The following is a 19,305-nucleotide window of genomic DNA, read 5'->3' as shown; positions in this document are numbered from 1 at the left end:
AAGTCTAAACAGTATTTAGTATCATTTTTTAGTCAAAAAAACTTTAATAAAAACCAAACTTTATACACGCAGCAAAAGCTAAAGATGTTTTTAGAAAACTTCCAGCTTATTAACGAATACAAGTGTAGTGAAAATATTATTTCTTCTATTCAAAAGTTCTTAGGAGAAGTAAATTCCAACAATTATAATCTGCTGACAAAAATTACGTACAGAGAGTTTTTCAACCAAATCAATAATAATATTTCTTTATTTATAGAGTTATTTTATCGTTTTGGCGTTGTGTTAAAAAGCTTTCAGAAATCCAATCTTTGTAAAGATTATTCTGATGAAATTGAAAAAAACATTCAATTTATCGATTCTTTATCTATAAATGAATATCACCATAAAATTTTAGATTTCAAACAAAGAAAAAATATCTTAACCAAAATAGAAGCTGAAGTTAAAAACGGAAACTTTGTATCATTCTGGAATTTCTTCTACATGTTTGATGTTTATGCAAGCATTGCAAAAGGAATAAAACAACACAATTTAAAATTTCCTCAATTTAATTCTGATGCTAATTTTACGATTGAACATTTTTATCATTTAGACTTAAAAGATGCGGTTAAAAATACTATTGAAGTAAAGGAGAAGAATACAATTATCTTTACAGGAGCCAATATGTCTGGTAAATCAACTGCCATGAAGTCAATCAGCATCATTGTTTTGTTGGCTCATTTAGGAGTTGCAGTTCCGGCTGAGAATTGTAATATTCCGTTTTATGAAAGCATATTTTTACATTTTTATGTAAATGATAATCTGAAACAAGGATACAGCCACTTTATGCAGGAAATTGTAAATCTTAAAAATGTACTCCTGGAACTGAAGACCAAAAATTGCTTCGTTGTTTTTGATGAAGTATTTAATGGAACCAATATTAATGATGCCGCAAAAATAACAGTTGACACAATAGATGGCTTATCTAAATATAAAAACTCGATGTTTGTTTTTTCAACTCATTTAAATTTGATAGAAAATTATTTAGTGAACAATAAAAATATTATGTTGCTAAATCTGGAATCTTTTCTTACAGATAATGAATTAACATTTACGTACAAGCTAAAAGAAGGCTGGTCTAAACTCGAAATCGGAAAAATACTTTTTGATAAATATGGCTTAAATGATTTATTAAAGCAACATTAATTAAAAATTTACTTATGAAAAACTATATATTTTTAGCATTTGCAATACTTTTCGAATCTGTTGCAACATCATTTTTAAAGGCATCTGAAGGTTTTACAAAACCTTTACAGACCATAATTTTTGTCGTGACAATGTCAGCTTCATTTTATTTATTGACTCATGCGATCAAAGTTATCCCAATTGGGATTGCTTATGCAATTTGGTCAGCGGTCGGAATTGTTCTAATTTCTTTAGTAGGATATTTTGTTTACAAGCAAACTCTTGATCTTCCTGCAATTTTAGGAATAGCCTTAATTATTATCGGAGTAGTGATTATCAATATATTTTCAAAATCGGCGTCTCATTAATTATATGAAGCGATAGTGAGGTTTTACTGTTGCCAGAAAAATATTCAATTTAACATAATATAAATTATAGGACTTTTATAATTATCTAATAATCTGACTACAAATATTAATACTGAAATTAAAGGCTTAATTATTGATTACTCTTTTAACTGAATATTTTTAGAATCAATGCTCAAAATCAAAATGCTAATCTTTCATTCTTTGATAATAAAATAAATAATAAAAATACTTCCTGAAACTTCAATTAAACTTAAATACAATCCGGAAAATATTTTTTAAACGATTCTCAGCGATTAGAATTTGAACATAAATTTTCAATTAGTTTCAGAATTCTTTTATGTTTAAATTAGCAGTAATAAAGTTTAACATACTCTTGAAATTATGAAAAAATATATTGTACTCGGTGCGTTGTCAGTTTTGGCAATGAGCTGTAATAAAAAAAATGAAACTGTAAAACCTGTTGTTACTACAGATTCACTTGAAAATCCTGCAGAACCTGTTGTTGATACTTTAGACTCAAAAACTTTCTGTTATTTGGGAGTTACAGGAAAAGACAGCGTTTTTGTAAGCCTTGACGATAATTTGGGTACGCTTTCAGGAAAAATGGCTTATAAAAACAGTGAAAAAGACAGTTCAAAAGGTGAATTATTCGGATTTAAATCTGGCGATACTTTAAAACTGACGTATGAGTTTGCCTCTGAAGGAACAACCAGTAAAAGAGATATTTACTTCATTCAGAAAGGTAATTTTTTAACAGAAGGAATTGGAGATCAGAAAGATGAAAACGGAACAATGCGTTATGCAGATGAAAAGAAAATAACTTATAAAGACGGACAAAAACTGGAAACAGCTGATTGCAAAGTCGTCACAAAAGCTTTAAATTAAATTATAATCAAACCAAATCTTTATGCAAAATTTTAATGTGAAACCATTTACGAAAAATGAATTTATTGAAGAATTAAGGAAAAAATTTCCGCAATATAAAATTCAAACCAGTTTGGGTGCGTTGCAGGTTCGGAAAAGTGGTTTTACGCTGACAGGAAATGTAAAAATCGACACAAATCCTGATACCGGAAAAATTACGACAACAACGCAGCTCGATTCTATGCCTTTTTTAATTATTATGTTGCCAATTGGCCTTTACGTTTGGTCAAAAAAACAGAAAATTAAAAACTTTGAAAACGAAGTTATTGAAGGCATAAAAGCCATGATGAACTGATTAAGCAAAATAAAAATGCAACTCTTTTGAGTTGCATTTTTTAATTATAATTCACTATTAAAAGTTTTAATAAATTCTTCAACGGGTTCATTTTTAGTATTCCATGAAGTTATTAAACGAATTGCCGATAAATTCTCATCTATTTTTTTCCAGATATAAAATTCAAATTTTTCAGATAAGACTTCAATGATTTTATTGCTTAAAATCGGAAAAATCTGGTTGGTAGAAGTATCAGAAAGGAACTGCACTCCCCTTTCAGACAAAGCCTTTTTAATCTTCATCGCTTGTTGGTTTGCGTTTCTGGCTAAATCAAAATACAAATCGTCTTTCATCAGCTCCAAAAACTGAATTCCCAAAAGTCTTCCTTTTGCCAACAACGCTCCTTTTTGCTTGATATTAAAGGCGAAATCCTGACGCAAATCATTTTCAGTAATTATTATTACTTCCCCTAATAAAGCGCCATTTTTGGTACCTCCTAGATAGAAAACATCCGTTAATTCAGCAATATTTTTTAGTTCTAAATCGTTCGTTTTTGAAGTTAAAGCGTGACCCAATCGAGCTCCGTCCATAAAAAGATACAATTTGTTTTCCTTACAAAACTTAGAAAGGTTTTCGAGTTCTCTTTTTGTATAAATTGTCCCAAGTTCAGTAGAATTTGAAATATAAACCAACTTCGGCATTACCTGATGCGGAACATTCTGATGACTTTCCAAAACAGGAATAATGTCTTCCGGGAAGAGTTTTCCGTCCTCTTTTTCTATACTTAAAATTTTGTGTCCCGTTGCTTCAATCGCTCCGGTTTCATTATTTAAAATATGTCCGGTTGAAGCAGAAATCACACATTGATAAGGTCTTAAAATTGAAGAAATTACAATGAGATTTGCCTGAGTTCCTCCGGAAACAAAATAAACTTCAGCGTCCTGATTTTCAATTTTAGCTTTAATTAAATCTTTAGCTTTTTTAGAATAATCATCTTCACCATATCCTGCTTGCTGATCGAGATTATTTCGAAGAAGTGATTCTAAAATCTGAGGATGACACCCTTCGGAATAATCGTTTTTAAAAGAAAATTTCATAGTGTAAAATTAAAAAATCTCAAAATAACAAGACCTACATTTAAAAAATATTTTGTTAGATTTGTAATGAAAATCATCTAACATTTTGAAAACAACATTAACAGAAGAAAACTATCTGAAAGCTTTGTTTCATGTAGTCGACCATGAAGGAAAAGTGACGATTAACGAACTGAGCAAATTTCTTAACGTAAAAATGCCCAGCGTTAATAATATGATGAAGAAATTTGCCGACAAAAATTGGGTAATTTATGAAACCTACAAACCTCTCAGAGTTACCGAAAAAGGCAGACGTGAAGCGGCTTTAGTCGTAAGAAAGCACCGTCTTACCGAAATGTTTCTGGTTAAAAAAATGAATTTTGGCTGGGAAAATGTACACGAGATTGCAGAACAATTGGAACATGTACATTCACAGGTTTTCTTTGATAAAATGGATGAGATTTTAGATTATCCGAAATTCGATCCTCATGGCGAACCCATTCCCGATAAAGACGGAAATATCATTGCTCAGGATTTACAGCAGTTAAGCAACTGTAAAATTGGTGAAACTGTTATTTTTACCTCTGTTACTCTATCTGATGATGCCTTTCTGAATTATCTTACCGAAAGAAAACTTCTATTAAATACTAAAATCAAGATTCTTAAAATTGAAGATTTCGACAAATCAATTACTATAGAAATTTTAGGAAAAACAGAAGTTCTCAGTAAGAAGGCAACCGAAAAGATTCTGGTGAAACATTAGTTCCCGGTTTCTTTTATTTCATGTAATTTTTTCGGTTTTTTACTTAATAAAAATACGGTCGAAATAATAAGCAGACTCCCTACCCAATCGATTGTAGAAAAAGAAACATTCAGCCAAAGTACCGCCAAAACCGTTGCAGAAAGAGGTTCCATTGAAGCTAAAAGACTTGTTTTTTGTCCGCCAATAATTTGCACCGCAGTAAGATAGGCGTAAAATGCGATTAAAGTTCCGAAAATTACGATGAATGCTGTGTACCAATAGGTCTGAAAATCCCAGATTCCTTCAACGCTAAAAGGAGATTTTACAAAGCTGAAAACAAAACCACCACACATCATCCCCCATCCGATGACCACAGAAGATTTATATTTTGAAAGTAATTTTACAGGTTGTAAAGTATAAATTGCCAAAGCAATCGCCGAAGCTAAGCCAAAAAACAGAGCTGTTCCTGAAATATTTAAACTATTTATGTTTCCGTGGGTGACTAATAAAAAGGTTCCGACAACAGCTAAAATAATAGCTAGAAACTCAATCATCAACGGAATTTTTTTGTTTTTAAAAGCCAAATAAACAGCAATTACAACAGGACCTGCATATTGCAAAACTGTCGCTGTCGCTGCATTCGAATGTTTAATTGCTGCAAAATACGTGTACTGTACAGCAAGCATTCCGGTGATGCTGAAAACAGTAAGCTGAATAGCATCTTTTTTGTTTTTCCAGATAGAAAGCAAGTCAGATTTTTCGAAAAATTTGGCAAATAAAAGTAAACATATTCCAGAGATCAACATTCTTACAGTAATCAGCCATTCAATATTGATTCCTCTTTGCTGAAAAAGAAACTGTCCGAAAGTACCGGAAACTCCCCAAAGTAATGCTGCAAGTACAGCCAACAGAAAGCCTTTAAAAACATTCATCGTTAATTGATTTATTTTGCAAAATTGCATCAAAAACCAATTGCTTTTTAATGAAATACCGATAGTTTTTTGCAATTTTGTTTCATATTTAACCCTAATTATTGTATTTTGAAATCACTCGATCAATTTGACACAGCAATTTTAAAAATTCTTCAAAAGGATAATCTAACTCCACAAAGAGATATTGGCGAAAAAATTGGGCTTTCTGCTGCAGCTGTTCAGCGTAGAATTAAGAGAATGCGTGAATCTGGAATTATAAAAGCCGATGTTTCTGTGATTGATATCAACAAGATTCATCATTGTGTCACCTTGGTTGTAGAAGTTTTTATGGAAAGCGAGAAAATTGAATTGCTTGATCAAGCCAAAGCTATTTTTACAGCAACTCCGGAAGTACAGCAATGCTATTTTGTAACCGGAGATTCAGATTTTATTTTAATCATCGTAGTTCCTTCCATGAAGGATTATGAAGTTTTAACGAGAAACATTTTCTACAGCAATAAAAACATCAACCACTTTCGAACCATGGTCACCATGGATACTTTGAAATCTAATCTTGAATTACCGTATCAAATATTACAGCAATTAGAATGATCTTTAAATTAAAAATTAGCTTTTAGTTTATTGCTTATTTCTGTATCAATATTTTTGCTATCCTTTATTTTATCATAAAATTTTCTTGCTTTCTTTTCTAAAGATGCATCATTATTTTCTTTTGCATTTTTAAGCATAGAAAGAGCATAAAGCGCTAAATATCCATCATCTTTTTTATATTGTGAATAAACTTCTTCTAAATATGGCAGACCAGATTTATAATCTTCCTTTAGAGCATACAAAATACCATACATGAATTTCACATCTTTTTTTACTCCACCTTCTTTTTTATATAAATCTTCTGCAATTTTGAGATTCTTTAATCCTGCATCATAATCTCTCAAAACAATAGCTGTGTTTCCAATTCCATAGAACCCTTCCGGATTTGTCGGGAAATATTTAGCCATTTCTTCATATTTTTTACGGGCTTCATCGGCAGCTCCAAATACCATAAACTCAATTGCCAGATTTTGTTTAAATTCTAATGATTTATTTTGAGCCAAACTATCTGCAACATAATAGTATGCAAGAGCTTCCTTATGCTTTTCTTGAAGTCGGATAAATATCCTACCATAAAAAATGCATCACAATATGTAGGATCTTTTGCTGTCACATCAACTATAGCACGAGTAGCTTTATCATAAAGATTGGGAAACTGAAGAGCCTTTATAACCGCATCAAACTTTTTCTTAGAATTTTCATTTTGAGGAGTACAATAATTAATATTACCAGAAAAATATCCTTGTGAAAAAAAATTGACTGATACAATTAAAAGTAAGATGGTAAAAATTTTATTCATGTTCAAAAATAAAAAAAGCGGATTAAAAAATCCGCTTTAAAAATATAATTTAAGAATTATTTCAAATATTTAGTAATTTCTACATCTGTAGGTTTTACTTTGCTTACAAAACTATCGATAAGCTTGCCGTTTTCGTCGATTAAAAACTTGGTAAAGTTCCATTTCACTTCGGTGTCTTTTACGCCGTTCAATTGTTTTTCGGTAAGAAATTTAAAAATTGGAGCTGTATCCTCTCCTTTCACAGAAACTTTAGCTGCTAAAGGAAAAGTAACTCCATAATTTTTCTGGCAAAATGCACCGATTTCAACATTTGTTCCTGGTTCTTGTCCACCAAAATTATTTGCAGGGAAACCAACCACCACCAATTTATCGCCGTATTCTTTAGAAAGCTTTTCCAAATCTGCATATTGAGGTGTAAATCCGCATTCTGAAGCAGTATTTACAACAAGGATTTTCTTTCCTTTGAAATCTGCAAAATTGATTGTTTTGCCTTCTTCAAGAGCATCTACTTTGTAATGGTATATTGTTTGTGACATAGCCTGTTTGGTTTTTACTTTAGAAACTTCGCTTTTTTTCTGAGCGCAACTATTAGAAAATGCTATAAAAGAAATAAGCACTATAAAAAACTTTTTCATTTTGAGATATTTATTTTAAAATTTAAAACTGTTTGCAGGAAATACTTTGTTGATTTCCACTTTGTTGAGAAGCATCACATAATCGCCATCTTTTTTGGCGCTCGATGATTCTAATCTGAATGGCATCATCAAATTCCCTACCTTTTTGTAATCTGAATACGTTAAAGTTTCATCTTTTTTTATTTCTTTTAAAAGCATGAACGATTTTGTATCAAAATAATAGTAATTTTTGTTCACATTTTTCGTCAGTTCTACTTTGTGGCAATAGATTTCTCCTACTTTTTCTTTACCTAGATATTTTGCTTCAAAACCTTTGTTTTCCCAATCGATAAAATCATTATCAAAACTTTCCGGAACGTATTCTTTATACTCCTGAATTTTATTGGTTGCATAGTTCATCGCATAGCCTTTAGAACCATCGTAACCTTCAATTGCAGTTTCTTTATTACCGATTGTAATAACCGTTTTGGTTAAATTAGGTCTTTGCTGATATATTTTGATAGGATATTCGTCCTTAATTCCTAAAATTACTTTTCCCTGAAGTAATACTGAATTTAAAAGTTTCCAATTGGTTAATCCTCCCGATAATTCTATGTTTTTATCTATAATTTCTTTAGCAGTCTGAGCGAAAGATAATTGCGAAATAATCAGGACGAAAACGATGAGTAATTTCTTCATTAAATCAATTTATAAAATCAAATATAAGCCTTTCTTGTCTAATGTAACAATGTAGCAGTGTAACAAAATATCACAAATTTGTAATGTATTGTTTCAGTAAACAAAACTTTTACCTTTATACTTTTACCTTGGCTCTTATAGTAACTTTCTTGCTTTTTCTAAATCTTCCGGTGTATCGATTCCGACTCCGATGAAATTGGTTTCTATTAATTTAATTTTCATTCCATATTCCAGATAACGGATGCACTCAATTTTTTCTGAAATTTCCAAAGGTTTCATTTCTAATTTTGAGAATTGAAGCAAAGCGTGTTTTCTGAAAGCATAAACTCCGATGTGTTTAAAATAATCAACATCATAAGAAATTTCCCTGTGAAAAGGAATTACAGAACGGCTGAAATATAATGCAAAACCATTGTTATCGGTAATTACTTTTACGTTATTCGGGTTTTCAATTTCTTCTTTTTCGTGAAGTTTTATTTTTAATGAAGCCAAAGAAATTTCCTGATTTTCGTCTTCTTTAAAAACTTCTATTAGCTGCTTTAAAGGTTCTAATTTTAAAAACGGTTCGTCACCTTGAACGTTGATGACAATATCGCAATCAATATTCTGTACTGCTTCTGCAATTCGGTCGCTTCCTGTTTCGTGTTGTCCTGTCATTACAGCTTTTCCGCCATGATTTTGAATTTCATTAAAGATGATTTCAGAATCTGTAGCTACAAAAACTTCATCGAAAAGTCCGGTTTCTACAACATTTTGATAGGTTGTTGTAATGACTGTTTTTTCACCCAAAATCTGCATCAGTTTTGCGGGAAAACGGCTGGCTTCATAACGCGCAGGAATAACAGCGATAATTTTCATTTATTAATTTCTTTTTGTTCTAATTAATTTTGTTTGTTCAACGGCGAATTTCACATAGCCCGACTTGAGCGGAGCTCTTTTTGCCGAAACGAAGTGAAGGCAAAAAAGCGGGAGTGGAAGGCGGAAAAAGCTGCCCAAATTAATCTATCTAAAAAACGTGACTAAAAATAAAATTGCCGAAGTACAAACCTTCGGCAATTTATGTGATTTTTCTTAAAACTCAAATTCTCCAATCAGAATTTTGCTATCGTTTTCTTTTTTATTTTCTTTCTGGCTTTGGAAAACGGCAATCTTTCTTTCCTGTCTTCCATCAGAATAATACAGATAAACTTCGGCCATCACCGTTGTTGGCCCGGAAAGAATATTCTGTCTTTCCCCAAAGAAATTGGTCTTGATTTTATATTTTCCTTTCACTGCTTTTTTCAGCAAAAACTGTTCTGGCCCGAAACCTTGTGTAAAATCGTTACTTATTCTTCCGCCAATTGCAGTAGATTTATGCTGATAAGAGCAATCTTCGCCTTTTGGATCGGTTACCCAAAGATCGATGTCTGTATTGTCTTTATTCCAATTGATCACGACACGAATATCTACAGGCAAATCTGCTTTCAGGCGATCATCGATTTTACTTCCGTCAACATTTTTATTTTGCTTTAAAATATTATTGATTTCCATAATCAAGATTTCTTCAATTCCGTTATCTCTTACTGAAATTTCATCTGTAAATTCCTGATACAGCAAAGATTTATAAATATTTAAAGCTTCCTGCGGTTTTTTGTTATCGACCAAAGCTAATGCATAATCTCTGTGGCTTTGCGCATCAAAAGGTCGCCATTCAAGGATTTTCTGAGTGATCCAAAGTTCTTTATCGTAATGACCTCTTTGTTTTAACAGATAATAAATGGTTTTGTACAACTCTTCATTTTCAAGATCAAGCTCTGCTAATGTGCTTAAAACTTTTAGTGAAAGTGCTTTGTCACCTTTTTTGAACAGTAATTTAGAAATATCGAAATAATAAGAAACCTGTTTTTCATGCTTTGAGCGATTTTCTAAATATTTCTGATAAATCACTTCTGCAGACTGCAAATTCTGAAAGTCTTTCATATATTCTTCTGTGCTTTCTATATCGACTAAAGTGATTTTTCCTTTTGGCTTAGCTTCAGATTCTACCATTTTATTTGAGCTTGAAACTTCAATAGCCATATCTGCTCTTCCTGAATTAATTACCTCACTCAACGGAACATCTCTTTGTGCTTGAGGAACTGGTGTTGATTGATTAGAAATTCTTGGGTATTCCTTTTTTTCTACAGGCTTAAATTCTGTATTCCACCACGTTTTTAATTCTCTGGTTTTATCAAAAGCTTTAGATAAAAGATTTTTTCTCTGTTCTAAAACTCTTCCTTTGTTCTGAGAAACAATTTTCTGATAGTCAGCCAATAATTCCTGTGGCGGCGTAATTTTGTAGCGTACATAATCGTTGATGTCATCTAAGACAATCAAACTTGTGTTTTTGCTTACAACTCCGAATTGTTCGCTAATATTTTTAATTTCCTGACGGTTTTGAGTTGAATTTAATTCTAATTCATTTATTTTTTTCTGAGCCCAAAATTGAGCAATCTGCCAGTTTTCCAACGCTTGTGCATTTGAAAAATCTACAGGTGTTTCAAATTTTTCATTTCCTACTGAGAAAACAGCGGTTAATTTCCCCGCATTTCCAGATGTAATTCCAAAAATATTGATAGGCTCGCTGATTACAGAACCTATATTTGGAAACAATTCCTCCATATTGGGATTTTCTTTAAATCCTAAAAAACGAACCGGCAATTTTTTGTAGGTTTTTAAAGCTGATTGTGTATCTAATTCATTTAAATTAATAAAATTTCCACCTGATTGATTTGCCAATAATTTAAGCAGATTAAAATCTGAAGTTGGTGTGCTTGCAATACTGTTTAAAGGCTTTTTAAACTTCATCGTTAAATCTCCAAAATTGGAAATTCCATCCGAAAACAAAAGATATTCTTCTATTCCATTGATTTCTTTTAAAGCTCCGAAATCTGTTCCGCCATCATATTTTAAATTTAAAATTCTAACTTTCAGTTCGCTCCAGTTTCCCTGAGAAATATTGAATTCTTCAGCTTTTTCAAAAGTATTGTTCAGCAAAGAAAAAGAAACGGAAACATTTTTATTATCTGCAAAATAAGCATTCAAAAAATCAAGTTCTTTATCTCGGTTTCTTTTGGTTCCACTGAAAGAATTATCCCAAATAATCGCAATTTTCTGAGATCTTTGTTTTTCTTTTACGGGAAAATCTAATCCTACATTTATAGCAAAATAAAATTTGTCTCCCGAAGCTTTCTGCAAAACAACATTCGATGAATTTTGGTTTTTAGGAATCGTAACTTTTAAACTTTCATTAGGTGTAAAATCAGATTTAGCAATTTCTGCAATCCATTGATTTCCCTGTTTCTGAAAAGCAAAACTTCCGTCAGGATTTTCTAAAATCTTCGGAATACTTGCTGTTTCACTGATCCAGACTTTCAGATTAAATTTCGGAATTGTCGTTGCATTCGCAAAGTTTAAAAAATATTGATAATCTGAAGCAACATTCTTTAATTCCTGATGATAAGTGATCTGAATTGTTCGACTACCTTTTTGTGGAATAGGATAAATCCTGGTTCTGAAATTATTTCCTTCTACTTTCTCAATAATTCCCGGATCAACATTTATTCTTTCAATACTTTCGAAAACTTCTTTGGCTCTTTCTTTGGGGACAGGAACTGCATTTCTGAGTTTGCCGTTGATATCCAAAGCGTAACCACTTACTGAAACACCTTCCGGAAGCGGAAAAGTGAGCTTCCCCTCAAGAATTCTGTTGCTTGGATTATAAAATGTGTATGTCGCCGTTGTCGTCGCAAGATTTCCTAAGATCTTGGTGTCAATTTTAGCCTCCTGAAGAATGACGGGATGCTTTTTTTGGTTTTCAACTTCCAATGTTGGAATTTGTGCAAATGCAACACTGAAAAGCAAAGTTGCAATTAAACTATTTATTTTTTTCATCTGATATTTTGGTTTTTGTTATCATAAATTGGTTTAAATTAATTACGGAAAATCTGATGATAATGTTGTTCATTCAAATTTTTCAATCCGATAAAGATTGCGCTCCTACGGAGCGCAATCTTCGTGTTATATATTTTTGCTACACAGTTGTTGCTCCTCTGGAGCAACGGAAATAGTAAATAATCTGGTGCAATAAGTGGCTTAAATATGCAGTAATTTCATGAACTTTCAATAAAATTGTTTTTCTATTTTTTTGTTATTCATAACAGCAAATTAATATTTTGATATCATGATTATTCTGTACTTGGTCTTGCTTCACCAGCTATAACAGGATATACAGAGTAAATTTTCTTGGCGATAATTCCAAAATTATAACCCTGTACTTTTTCAACTCCACTAAAATTAACGGCAATTAATTGTCCGCAATTATTAAAAACTGGAGCTCCGCTTGCACCGTGTGTTGAAGTAACACTATATTGGATTTTTGTTCCATCAGATTCTTTACTGATTTGTCCATTATACAGCTGTACTTTAATTCCTGAAATGGTTTGCGCTAAATCTTCGCCTAAAGGATAGCCAATCATCACCGCTTTTTCACCGGGGCGTAAACTTTGATCATCGGTTACAGCATTATCAAGATTGATAATATTTACAACAGTATTTGGCGTTTCTTTATTTGTTAATTGTAAAACTCCTAAATCAATAGATTGGTCTTCAGAAATTTTTTCAATCGTACAGGGCAACCATAGTTCAGCAGAATTATGTAAAGCGACAGAAATATCTACAGTTTTCATATAAACTTCGATTTCGTCTTCTGAAACATAATCTTTCTGAGGAATTGAGGCTGCAATATCATCAGAAGTTGTAGTAGAATCTACAGCGACATCATTTGAATTTATAAACTCTTCGCCTCCTCCTTCTTCACCGTCTCCTTCATGATAGCTGCCTTCTTCATTATATTCTGAAGATGCATTTCCCCAATTGGATGCAATAAAGGTTTCGTAACCGTCTTCCGAAATATCAGTGGTAAGAATCGAAGCAATTTTTCTTCGGATGTTGGCTGCATCAGTATTTATTTTATCAATATTTTCCGGAGAATTCCAAGGTTGCAAAACATGACTGTTTGAGATCATATTTCCTTTTTTGTCAACAAAAAATGCAGTTCCAAAAAGTGTTTCTTCTGAAGCTTCAGGAATATTCAGCTGAACTTCTTTTCCTTTAATTTTTGCAACAAAAGCATATCTGTGTTTTACCATTACGACAGCATCTTTATAAGCATCGTAAATTTTGGTATCGGCATCTAAGCAGACATTTTCAACGATAGGTTCAACCTGATGATTTTTGTAGTATTGATATCCAAAATAAGAAGCTCCGCCTAAAAGAATGATCCCTCCCAAACTGAAAAATGCAATTTTATAACCGTTCTTTTTCTTTTTTTCGGTTACGGGCAAGCTTTCTTTAGGTTGATTTTCTATGGGTTTTTCCTGAATCTCATTTGTAGAATTTTCAGTAATTATATTTTCTGATTCAGAATTTCGCTGCTCTGAAAAGTCATCAGAAGGCGAATTATTGTCTTGCTGTGGCTGATTTTGTTCCAACTCATTCTGGTTGGATTCTTTTTTTTCATTATCCATTTGTGTTACAGTTATTAAGTATTTATAATAAAAAAGTTGATTCTTAAAATTAAGAATCAACTTGATATAAATTTAGAAAAAATTTTTAAACTATTTTAAATTATTTAAAGCATTCTCCAGTTTCGGCATCATCAGCTCGATTTCTTTGATATCTAAACCTCCTACAGAAGCTCTGAACCACGGCTCAGATTTTTCTTCACCAAAAGCAGAGAAAGGAACTAAAGCAACTCCCGCTTCATTGATTAAATAGAAAACCAAATCAGAAGAATTTCCGATTACGATTCCGTCTGGTTTTGTTTTTCCAATGTAATCTAATTTAATGGTAAGATACATCGCTCCCATCGGTTCGATGCTATCAACTGCTAAACCATTGGTTTTTAAATTCTGGATTCCGTTATGAAGAACTTTTAAGCTAGCTTCCAGTTTCCCTTTAAAATCAGTAATAAATGTATTTACATTCTCTGAATTTTGGAAATATTTTGCAGTTGCTTCCTGCTCTGGCTTTGGCGCCCAAGCTCCAACGTGAGTCAACAAAGCTTTCATTTTATCTATGATGTGAGACGGCCCGAATCCCCATCCTACACGAACTCCTGTTGCGGCAAGACATTTAGAAATACCATCAATATAAATGGTAAAGTCTCTCATTTCAGGGAAAAGAGAAACCGGATCTACGTGTTTTGCTCCAAAAGTAAGATTAGAATAAATCTGATCGTACATTAAATATAACGGCTTTTCGTCTGCTCCTCTTTTTGCATTTTCTTCCAAGATCATTTCACAGATTTCTCTTAACTGAGCTTCTGTAAACATGGTTCCTGTAGGATTTAACGGTGAACAAAGCGCTAAAAGAACAGCTCCGCTCAAGTGAGGTTTCAAATCTTCAGCAGTTGGTAAGAAATTGTTTTTCTGAGTAGTTTTTACTTCAACAGCATCTGCAGAAGTAAGATAAGCGTAATGATTGTTGTTCCAAGACGGTGTAGGATAAATTACTTTATCTCCTTCGTCAACGATTGTTTTATACACTGCATAAATCAAAGGTCTTGAACCTGCTGTAATCAAAATATCATTTGCTGAATATTCTAAATTCCATCTTATTTTCAAGTCTTTAGAAACTTCAGTTCTTAATGATAATAATCCGTTTGCAGGCGGATAATTGGTTAAGTTATTCTGATATGCTTTCTGAATTTCTTCTTTCAATTCTGCAGGAATAGGATAAAGATTAGAATTCAAATCACCAATCGTAAGGTTGGCAATTTCTGCACCTTTCGCCTTTAAATCATTTACCTCGTTACCAATTTTTACAATTTCAGAACCAATGAGGTTCGCTGCTAATTTTGAAACTTTCACTTTTATTCTTATTTAAAATTTACTAATATTATCTTATCTTCTTAAATTTATTTTCTCACCTATCTGATCTTCAGGAATATGAGCATCATAAGCTGCTATTAACTCTTTAGTTTTTTTTGCGGTCTTAGAGTTCGGATACATTTTGATGATTCGGTTGTATTCTTGCCTTATGTCATCAAAAATTTTTCTTTCTTCGCTGTTATAAACCTGACTGCTGTCCATTCCAAGAAGATAATCCGACAAATAACTATAATAATTATCTGTTACCGATTTGATCAATGGACTTTTAGGATATTTATTGATAAAATTTTCCCATACAATCAGTCGGTCTCCCAGTTCTTCCCAGGTTATCTGCAACCCACCGTTTATTGCATAATTTTCCTTGTTATCTTTCGCCATTTGTGAAATATAAGCATTATAATCAGGGCTTACCTTATTTTTAAAAACAGACTCATAATATCCGGGTAATGAATGGATTTCGGTAAACCCCTCTCCCATTACACGAAATTCGAGACCTTCTTTTTTCAACTCTGCGGCAATTTTCTTTACATTAGCAGGCAAATTATAGGTGTCTGGCTCTCCTGTGTGATAATCAACATATTTGTCTAATATATCTGTATGCAAAGCATTGAGACATTCTGTATATTTTTCTCTTACTTTCAGATAGTCTTCGTATACCCTATCATTCTGTTCCGGACTATTTTCTGAAATCTCTTTATCTATTTTGGTACGGTACCATTGAAGAGATGTAATATAATCGTCTGTTTTATTAGTGGATGAACAGGCTGTGTCTATGGGCTTGTACTGATCTTCTTTGGATTCGGTTTGAGTAATCTTTACCGATTTTGCTTCTGAAACTGTAGCTTCTTTTTTACAGGAAACTACAGCTGCAGATAGTACGCAAAATGCTATTATTTTTTTGATCATCTGTCGTTCTCGGGAAATTAATCTAGTTTCAAATCTGTTTTAACTACTCTGATTTTAGCTTCCAATGATTTTAATTTATCTCCGAAATCTTCTTTTGAAGTTATGCTCTCTTTTACAGAAACATAAAATTTAATTTTAGGTTCTGTTCCTGAAGGCCTTACGCAAACTTTTGTTCCGTCTTGCGTGTAATAAATCAAAACATTAGATTTTGGAATATCATCCATCACGTGTTTTTCATTTTGAGAAACTACAAAATTAGTCTGCTCTTTAAAATCTTTAACTTCTTCTACTAAAGAACCGGCCAATGATTTTGGAGGATTTTCACGGAAATTTTTCATCATATTCTGAATTTCTTCTGCTCCGTCTCTACCTTTTTTAACGATATTAATTAAACCTTCGTAATACATCCCGGTTTCCTGATAAATCTCGATCAGATATTCATACATCGTTTTTCCGTTGGCTTTACACCAAGCTGCAATTTCACAAGCTAAAATGATACTTCCACAAGAATCCTTATCACGAACGAAATCTCCGGTCATAAAGCCAAAACTTTCTTCACCACCGCAAACAAATTTTTCCTTACCTTCAAAATCACGGATCATTTTTCCGATCCATTTGAAACCTGTTAATCCAACTTTGCAGTCAACCCCAAATTTTTCAGCAATATCAAAGAAAATATCTGAAGTTACAATCGTAGAACCGATAAATTCTTTTCCGGTAATTCTACCTTGATTTTTCCACTGATCTAAAATATAATACGTTAAAATTGTATTACATTGGTTTCCATTTAACAATTGAATTTCACCTTCCAAATTTCTAACAGCAATTCCCAATCTGTCTCCATCAGGATCGGTTCCGATAACGATATCTGCGTTAGTTATTTTAGCTAGGTCCATCGCCATTTCCAAGGCTGCAGGTTCTTCCGGATTTGGAGAATCTACCGTCGGGAAATTTCCGCTCGGAATCATCTGTTCTTTAACAAGGTCTACTTTCTTGAATCCTGCTTTTTCCAAAGCTTGTGGAACTGTTGTATAAGTTGTGCCGTGAATAGATGTGAAAACAATATTTAAATTTCCTTTTCCAATATCTTGATAGGTCGAATTTTCAATGCAAGCATCGATATAAATATCATCCTGCTCTTCTCCGATCCATTCGATTAAATCATCATTTCCTTCAAATTTGATTTCTTCAAATTTTACAGAATATACTTCGTTAATAATTGCTTCATCATGTGGCGGAACGATTTGCGCTCCGTCATTCCAGTATACTTTATATCCGTTGTATTCTGGCGGATTATGAGAAGCCGTTAAAACAATTCCTCCGTTGCATTTTTTATCACGCACAGTGAAAGACAATTCAGGAGTTGGTCTGTGATTTTTAAACAACAAAACTTTAATTCCGTTTGCTGTTAAGACATCTGCCACCAATTTTCCAAATTCTTTTGAATTGTGACGAACGTCATAAGCAATCGCAACACTAATTTCCTCACCTTGAAACTGCTGCAACATATAATTTGCAAGTCCCTGTGTTGCTTGACCTAACGTATATTTATTTAAACGATTGGTTCCAACACCCATAATCCCTCTCATTCCTCCAGTTCCGAACTCTAATTCTCTATAAAAAGAGTCTTCCAAATCAGGAGAATTGCTGTCGATCAATAATTGAACAGCATCTCTTGTTTCTTTATCAAAGGTGTCACTTAACCAAAGTTTCGCTTTTTCTAATGTTGTCATATTTGTATGTTTTTTTGGTTGGAAGTTTGAAGCAGGAAGCTGGAAGTCTCCATCATACTGCTTTAGGCTTCTAACCTTTTTTTATTCTTTTATTTGATTTCTGAAAGCTATAACCTGATTCATTAAACTATAACTTTCATTATATAATTTACTAAACTCTTCTTCAGAAATATATTTTCTATTTTTCGCTTTGTAAAGACAGGTCACTACTTCAGCTAATGAACGTATTGAATATCCTAAAAATTTTCTAAACTCTAATTTAGACTGCAAAATACTTCCTTCAGAAATATTTAATGCAATAGAATCAGAAGCTCTTCTAATTTGAGAAGTAAGATTAAAAGATTCATCTTTTGGAAAATTTAAAGACAGCTTATAAATACTTTCCCCAAATTCCATTGATAGTTGCCAAATTCTCAATTTTTCAAATTTAAAACTCATCACAATTATGTTTAATTAATAAATTTTAAAACTTCAAACCTACTTAACTTCCCTCATCCAGCCTCCAACTTCCAGCTTAGTACAATTTTTTATTCTCCACTCTTGTTGTTCTATCAACTTTAAAAGCTCTGATCGGATCATTATAATATACAAATTTTGCAGTATTTTTTACAGTTCCTTTCAGTGTATCTTTTACGTTGACTTCCGCATAGTTCCCGTTTTGAGAATCTACGTTCAGATTGACAATTTTCCAGTAAGGAGCAATTAAACTCGCCGTGTCTGAAATTTTTATTACTGCATCTTTAGTTTCACCTAAAAAATTGGCTCTACTTCTATTTTGCATATCAATTTCCGCTCTTCTTGTGTTCAATGAACCCATAAAAGTAGCGTAATTTTTTAAATTTAATTTAAAATTATCCGTTTTTATCTCACTCGAAATATTCATTTCCACAGAGTCTGAAATTGAAATTTTCTCCAGATTATATTTTGAATAAATCGTGATATTATAAAAATCGACACCTTTTGTTTTTCGGCTTTCTTTGATGGATAAAGTCTTATCATCAACATCAATATCCAGATTTCCGGCTATGTTTGGGTAGGTTTCTACTTCCACAAAGTTTTTCGGTCCTCTTGCATAGAATACCCGAAATTTCCCTTCTAAATCAAGGTTTACAAATTCTTCAACATCAATTTCTTTCTTCTCTAAATTTCCTTTTGGAGAAATTTTACCACAGGAAAATATAGTCAGTAAACTTATTCCTACAACTATTTTTTTCATTATTTACTTTTTTTATAAAGCCATGTTAGTTTTTTACCATCAGTATTTCTTAAAAGCAAATATTTTTTGTCAACAATAGAATAATTAAACTTTATTGGCTCAGGCAGATTAGAATATTGCATCACCAAAATGTTATTTTTTAAAGTATAAGTACCCTCATTTTTGTTTTTGCTTCCTAACGATAAAAAAGACAGATCATCTTTAAATTCTAATGTACCAGTACCGTATTCTTCGTTGATATTATTCAGCATTTTAGCATCAACTTCGCTTCTTTCACCTTCATTTATACTGATAAATTCCCATCGCGAAGTTATCGGTTCGGTATCTTTCACTTCTGAACATGATAAAAATAAGGAACATAG

The 19,305-nt window shown here is 32.3% G+C and carries 21 protein-coding genes; 6 read left to right on the top strand and 15 right to left on the bottom strand.

Annotated elements, in window-relative coordinates:
• Positions 1 to 84: 84 nt before the first annotated feature.
• From FDY99_RS20995 to FDY99_RS20980, 4 genes are all read left to right on the top strand, one after another.
• Positions 85 to 1,182, top strand: coding sequence for a MutS-related protein (locus FDY99_RS20995; RefSeq protein ID WP_228448883.1), 1,098 nt, complete (start codon positions 85 to 87; stop codon positions 1,180 to 1,182).
• A gap of 14 nt (positions 1,183 to 1,196) precedes the next feature.
• Positions 1,197 to 1,529 (top strand): DMT family transporter, encoded by a 333-nt coding sequence (locus tag FDY99_RS20990; RefSeq protein WP_139423584.1) that lies wholly within the window; start codon positions 1,197 to 1,199, stop codon positions 1,527 to 1,529.
• Positions 1,530 to 1,910: 381 nt separating this feature from the next.
• Positions 1,911 to 2,414 carry a hypothetical protein gene (locus FDY99_RS20985; RefSeq protein ID WP_139423583.1) on the top strand — a complete coding sequence of 168 codons (504 nt, stop codon included), beginning with the start codon at positions 1,911 to 1,913 and terminating at the stop codon, positions 2,412 to 2,414.
• A 22-nt stretch (positions 2,415 to 2,436) separates the two neighbouring features.
• On the top strand, positions 2,437 to 2,748 hold the full coding sequence (locus FDY99_RS20980; RefSeq protein ID WP_139423582.1) for a hypothetical protein: 312 nt from the start codon (positions 2,437 to 2,439) through the stop codon (positions 2,746 to 2,748).
• Between the two features lie 44 nt (positions 2,749 to 2,792).
• Here FDY99_RS20980 and FDY99_RS20975 read toward each other — a convergent pair whose 3' ends face one another.
• Entirely contained in the window at positions 2,793 to 3,824 is a 1,032-nt protein-coding gene (locus FDY99_RS20975; RefSeq protein WP_139423581.1) for a threonine aldolase family protein, read from the bottom strand.
• An 85-nt stretch (positions 3,825 to 3,909) separates the two neighbouring features.
• Between FDY99_RS20975 and FDY99_RS20970 the strand changes: the two genes are divergently transcribed.
• Positions 3,910 to 4,563 carry a metal-dependent transcriptional regulator gene (locus FDY99_RS20970; RefSeq protein WP_102980340.1) on the top strand — a complete coding sequence of 218 codons (654 nt, stop codon included), beginning with the start codon at positions 3,910 to 3,912 and terminating at the stop codon, positions 4,561 to 4,563.
• Here the strand turns inward: FDY99_RS20970 and FDY99_RS20965 are convergent.
• The gene (locus FDY99_RS20965; RefSeq protein ID WP_139423580.1) at positions 4,560 to 5,474 is read right to left on the bottom strand and encodes a DMT family transporter; all 915 of its coding nucleotides are present in this window, start codon (positions 5,472 to 5,474) and stop codon (positions 4,560 to 4,562) included. The genes FDY99_RS20970 and FDY99_RS20965 overlap by 4 nt on opposite strands.
• A 108-nt stretch (positions 5,475 to 5,582) precedes the next feature.
• Between FDY99_RS20965 and FDY99_RS20960 the strand changes: the two genes are divergently transcribed.
• Positions 5,583 to 6,065, top strand: a complete 483-nt coding sequence (locus tag FDY99_RS20960; RefSeq protein ID WP_139423579.1) for an Lrp/AsnC family transcriptional regulator — start codon at positions 5,583 to 5,585, stop codon at positions 6,063 to 6,065.
• Between the two features lie 8 nt (positions 6,066 to 6,073).
• On the opposite strand, the gene FDY99_RS20955 is transcribed toward FDY99_RS20960, so the two are convergent.
• The 13 genes from FDY99_RS20955 to FDY99_RS20895 all read right to left on the bottom strand — a co-directional run bounded on the left by FDY99_RS20955 (position 6,074) and on the right by FDY99_RS20895 (position 19,275).
• On the bottom strand, positions 6,074 to 6,568 hold the full coding sequence (locus tag FDY99_RS20955) for a tetratricopeptide repeat protein (protein ID WP_139423578.1): 495 nt from the start codon (positions 6,566 to 6,568) through the stop codon (positions 6,074 to 6,076).
• Positions 6,547 to 6,864, bottom strand: coding sequence for a hypothetical protein (locus tag FDY99_RS20950; protein WP_139423577.1), 318 nt, complete (start codon positions 6,862 to 6,864; stop codon positions 6,547 to 6,549). The genes FDY99_RS20955 and FDY99_RS20950 overlap by 22 nt, the downstream gene beginning before the upstream one ends.
• 56 nt (positions 6,865 to 6,920) lie before the next feature.
• Entirely contained in the window at positions 6,921 to 7,499 is a 579-nt protein-coding gene (locus tag FDY99_RS20945; RefSeq protein ID WP_139423576.1) for a glutathione peroxidase, read from the bottom strand.
• Positions 7,500 to 7,514: 15 nt separating this feature from the next.
• A complete protein-coding gene (locus tag FDY99_RS20940; protein ID WP_102980345.1) occupies positions 7,515 to 8,177 on the bottom strand; it encodes a histidine kinase in 663 nt (220 codons plus the stop codon).
• Between the two features lie 135 nt (positions 8,178 to 8,312).
• Entirely contained in the window at positions 8,313 to 9,035 is a 723-nt protein-coding gene (gene kdsB / locus FDY99_RS20935; protein ID WP_102980346.1) for a 3-deoxy-manno-octulosonate cytidylyltransferase, read from the bottom strand.
• 213 nt (positions 9,036 to 9,248) lie between these two features.
• Positions 9,249 to 12,089 carry a VIT domain-containing protein gene (locus FDY99_RS20930; protein WP_139423575.1) on the bottom strand — a complete coding sequence of 947 codons (2,841 nt, stop codon included), beginning with the start codon at positions 12,087 to 12,089 and terminating at the stop codon, positions 9,249 to 9,251.
• A gap of 293 nt (positions 12,090 to 12,382) precedes the next feature.
• A complete protein-coding gene (locus FDY99_RS20925) occupies positions 12,383 to 13,723 on the bottom strand; it encodes a S1 family peptidase (RefSeq protein ID WP_139423574.1) in 1,341 nt (446 codons plus the stop codon).
• Between the two features lie 90 nt (positions 13,724 to 13,813).
• Entirely contained in the window at positions 13,814 to 15,067 is a 1,254-nt protein-coding gene (locus FDY99_RS20920; protein WP_139423573.1) for a pyridoxal phosphate-dependent aminotransferase, read from the bottom strand.
• A 33-nt stretch (positions 15,068 to 15,100) separates the two neighbouring features.
• Positions 15,101 to 15,994, bottom strand: coding sequence for a hypothetical protein (locus tag FDY99_RS20915; protein ID WP_139423572.1), 894 nt, complete (start codon positions 15,992 to 15,994; stop codon positions 15,101 to 15,103).
• A 17-nt stretch (positions 15,995 to 16,011) separates the two neighbouring features.
• A complete protein-coding gene (locus FDY99_RS20910; protein WP_139423571.1) occupies positions 16,012 to 17,727 on the bottom strand; it encodes a phospho-sugar mutase in 1,716 nt (571 codons plus the stop codon).
• Positions 17,728 to 17,808: 81 nt separating this feature from the next.
• Positions 17,809 to 18,165 carry a four helix bundle protein gene (locus FDY99_RS20905; protein WP_102980976.1) on the bottom strand — a complete coding sequence of 119 codons (357 nt, stop codon included), beginning with the start codon at positions 18,163 to 18,165 and terminating at the stop codon, positions 17,809 to 17,811.
• A gap of 76 nt (positions 18,166 to 18,241) precedes the next feature.
• On the bottom strand, positions 18,242 to 18,943 hold the full coding sequence (locus FDY99_RS20900) for a GIN domain-containing protein (RefSeq protein WP_139423570.1): 702 nt from the start codon (positions 18,941 to 18,943) through the stop codon (positions 18,242 to 18,244).
• Positions 18,943 to 19,275, bottom strand: a complete 333-nt coding sequence (locus FDY99_RS20895) for a hypothetical protein (protein ID WP_139423569.1) — start codon at positions 19,273 to 19,275, stop codon at positions 18,943 to 18,945. Before FDY99_RS20895 ends, FDY99_RS20900 begins: the two co-directional genes overlap by 1 nt.
• Between the last annotated feature and the right edge of the window lie 30 nt (positions 19,276 to 19,305).

The organism is Chryseobacterium mulctrae, from assembly GCF_006175945.1.
In the GTDB taxonomy this organism is placed as follows: Bacteria; Bacteroidota; Bacteroidia; order Flavobacteriales; family Weeksellaceae; genus Chryseobacterium; species Chryseobacterium mulctrae.
Note: the sequence above shows the minus strand (reverse complement) of the source record. Positions and strands in the feature narration are given on the sequence as shown.

Excerpts from the sequence above, each read along its gene's own strand:
- FDY99_RS20985 (WP_139423583.1), top strand. The coding sequence starts at position 1,911 with ATGAAAAAATATATTGTACTCGGTGCGTTGTCAGTTTTGGCAATGAGC.
- FDY99_RS20950 (WP_139423577.1), bottom strand. The coding sequence starts at position 6,864 with ATGAATAAAATTTTTACCATCTTACTTTTAATTGTATCAGTCAATTTT.
- FDY99_RS20905 (WP_102980976.1), bottom strand. The coding sequence starts at position 18,165 with ATGAGTTTTAAATTTGAAAAATTGAGAATTTGGCAACTATCAATGGAA.
- FDY99_RS20910 (WP_139423571.1), bottom strand. The coding sequence starts at position 17,727 with ATGACAACATTAGAAAAAGCGAAACTTTGGTTAAGTGACACCTTTGAT.
- FDY99_RS20965 (WP_139423580.1), bottom strand. The coding sequence starts at position 5,474 with ATGAATGTTTTTAAAGGCTTTCTGTTGGCTGTACTTGCAGCATTACTT.
- FDY99_RS20975 (WP_139423581.1), bottom strand. The coding sequence starts at position 3,824 with ATGAAATTTTCTTTTAAAAACGATTATTCCGAAGGGTGTCATCCTCAG.
- FDY99_RS20930 (WP_139423575.1), bottom strand. The coding sequence starts at position 12,089 with ATGAAAAAAATAAATAGTTTAATTGCAACTTTGCTTTTCAGTGTTGCA.
- kdsB (WP_102980346.1), bottom strand. The coding sequence starts at position 9,035 with ATGAAAATTATCGCTGTTATTCCTGCGCGTTATGAAGCCAGCCGTTTT.
- FDY99_RS20900 (WP_139423570.1), bottom strand. The coding sequence starts at position 18,943 with ATGAAAAAAATAGTTGTAGGAATAAGTTTACTGACTATATTTTCCTGT.
- FDY99_RS20925 (WP_139423574.1), bottom strand. The coding sequence starts at position 13,723 with ATGGATAATGAAAAAAAAGAATCCAACCAGAATGAGTTGGAACAAAAT.
- FDY99_RS20940 (WP_102980345.1), bottom strand. The coding sequence starts at position 8,177 with ATGAAGAAATTACTCATCGTTTTCGTCCTGATTATTTCGCAATTATCT.
- FDY99_RS20995 (WP_228448883.1), top strand. The coding sequence starts at position 85 with ATGTTTTTAGAAAACTTCCAGCTTATTAACGAATACAAGTGTAGTGAA.
- FDY99_RS20915 (WP_139423572.1), bottom strand. The coding sequence starts at position 15,994 with ATGATCAAAAAAATAATAGCATTTTGCGTACTATCTGCAGCTGTAGTT.
- FDY99_RS20990 (WP_139423584.1), top strand. The coding sequence starts at position 1,197 with ATGAAAAACTATATATTTTTAGCATTTGCAATACTTTTCGAATCTGTT.
- FDY99_RS20980 (WP_139423582.1), top strand. The coding sequence starts at position 2,437 with ATGCAAAATTTTAATGTGAAACCATTTACGAAAAATGAATTTATTGAA.
- FDY99_RS20945 (WP_139423576.1), bottom strand. The coding sequence starts at position 7,499 with ATGAAAAAGTTTTTTATAGTGCTTATTTCTTTTATAGCATTTTCTAAT.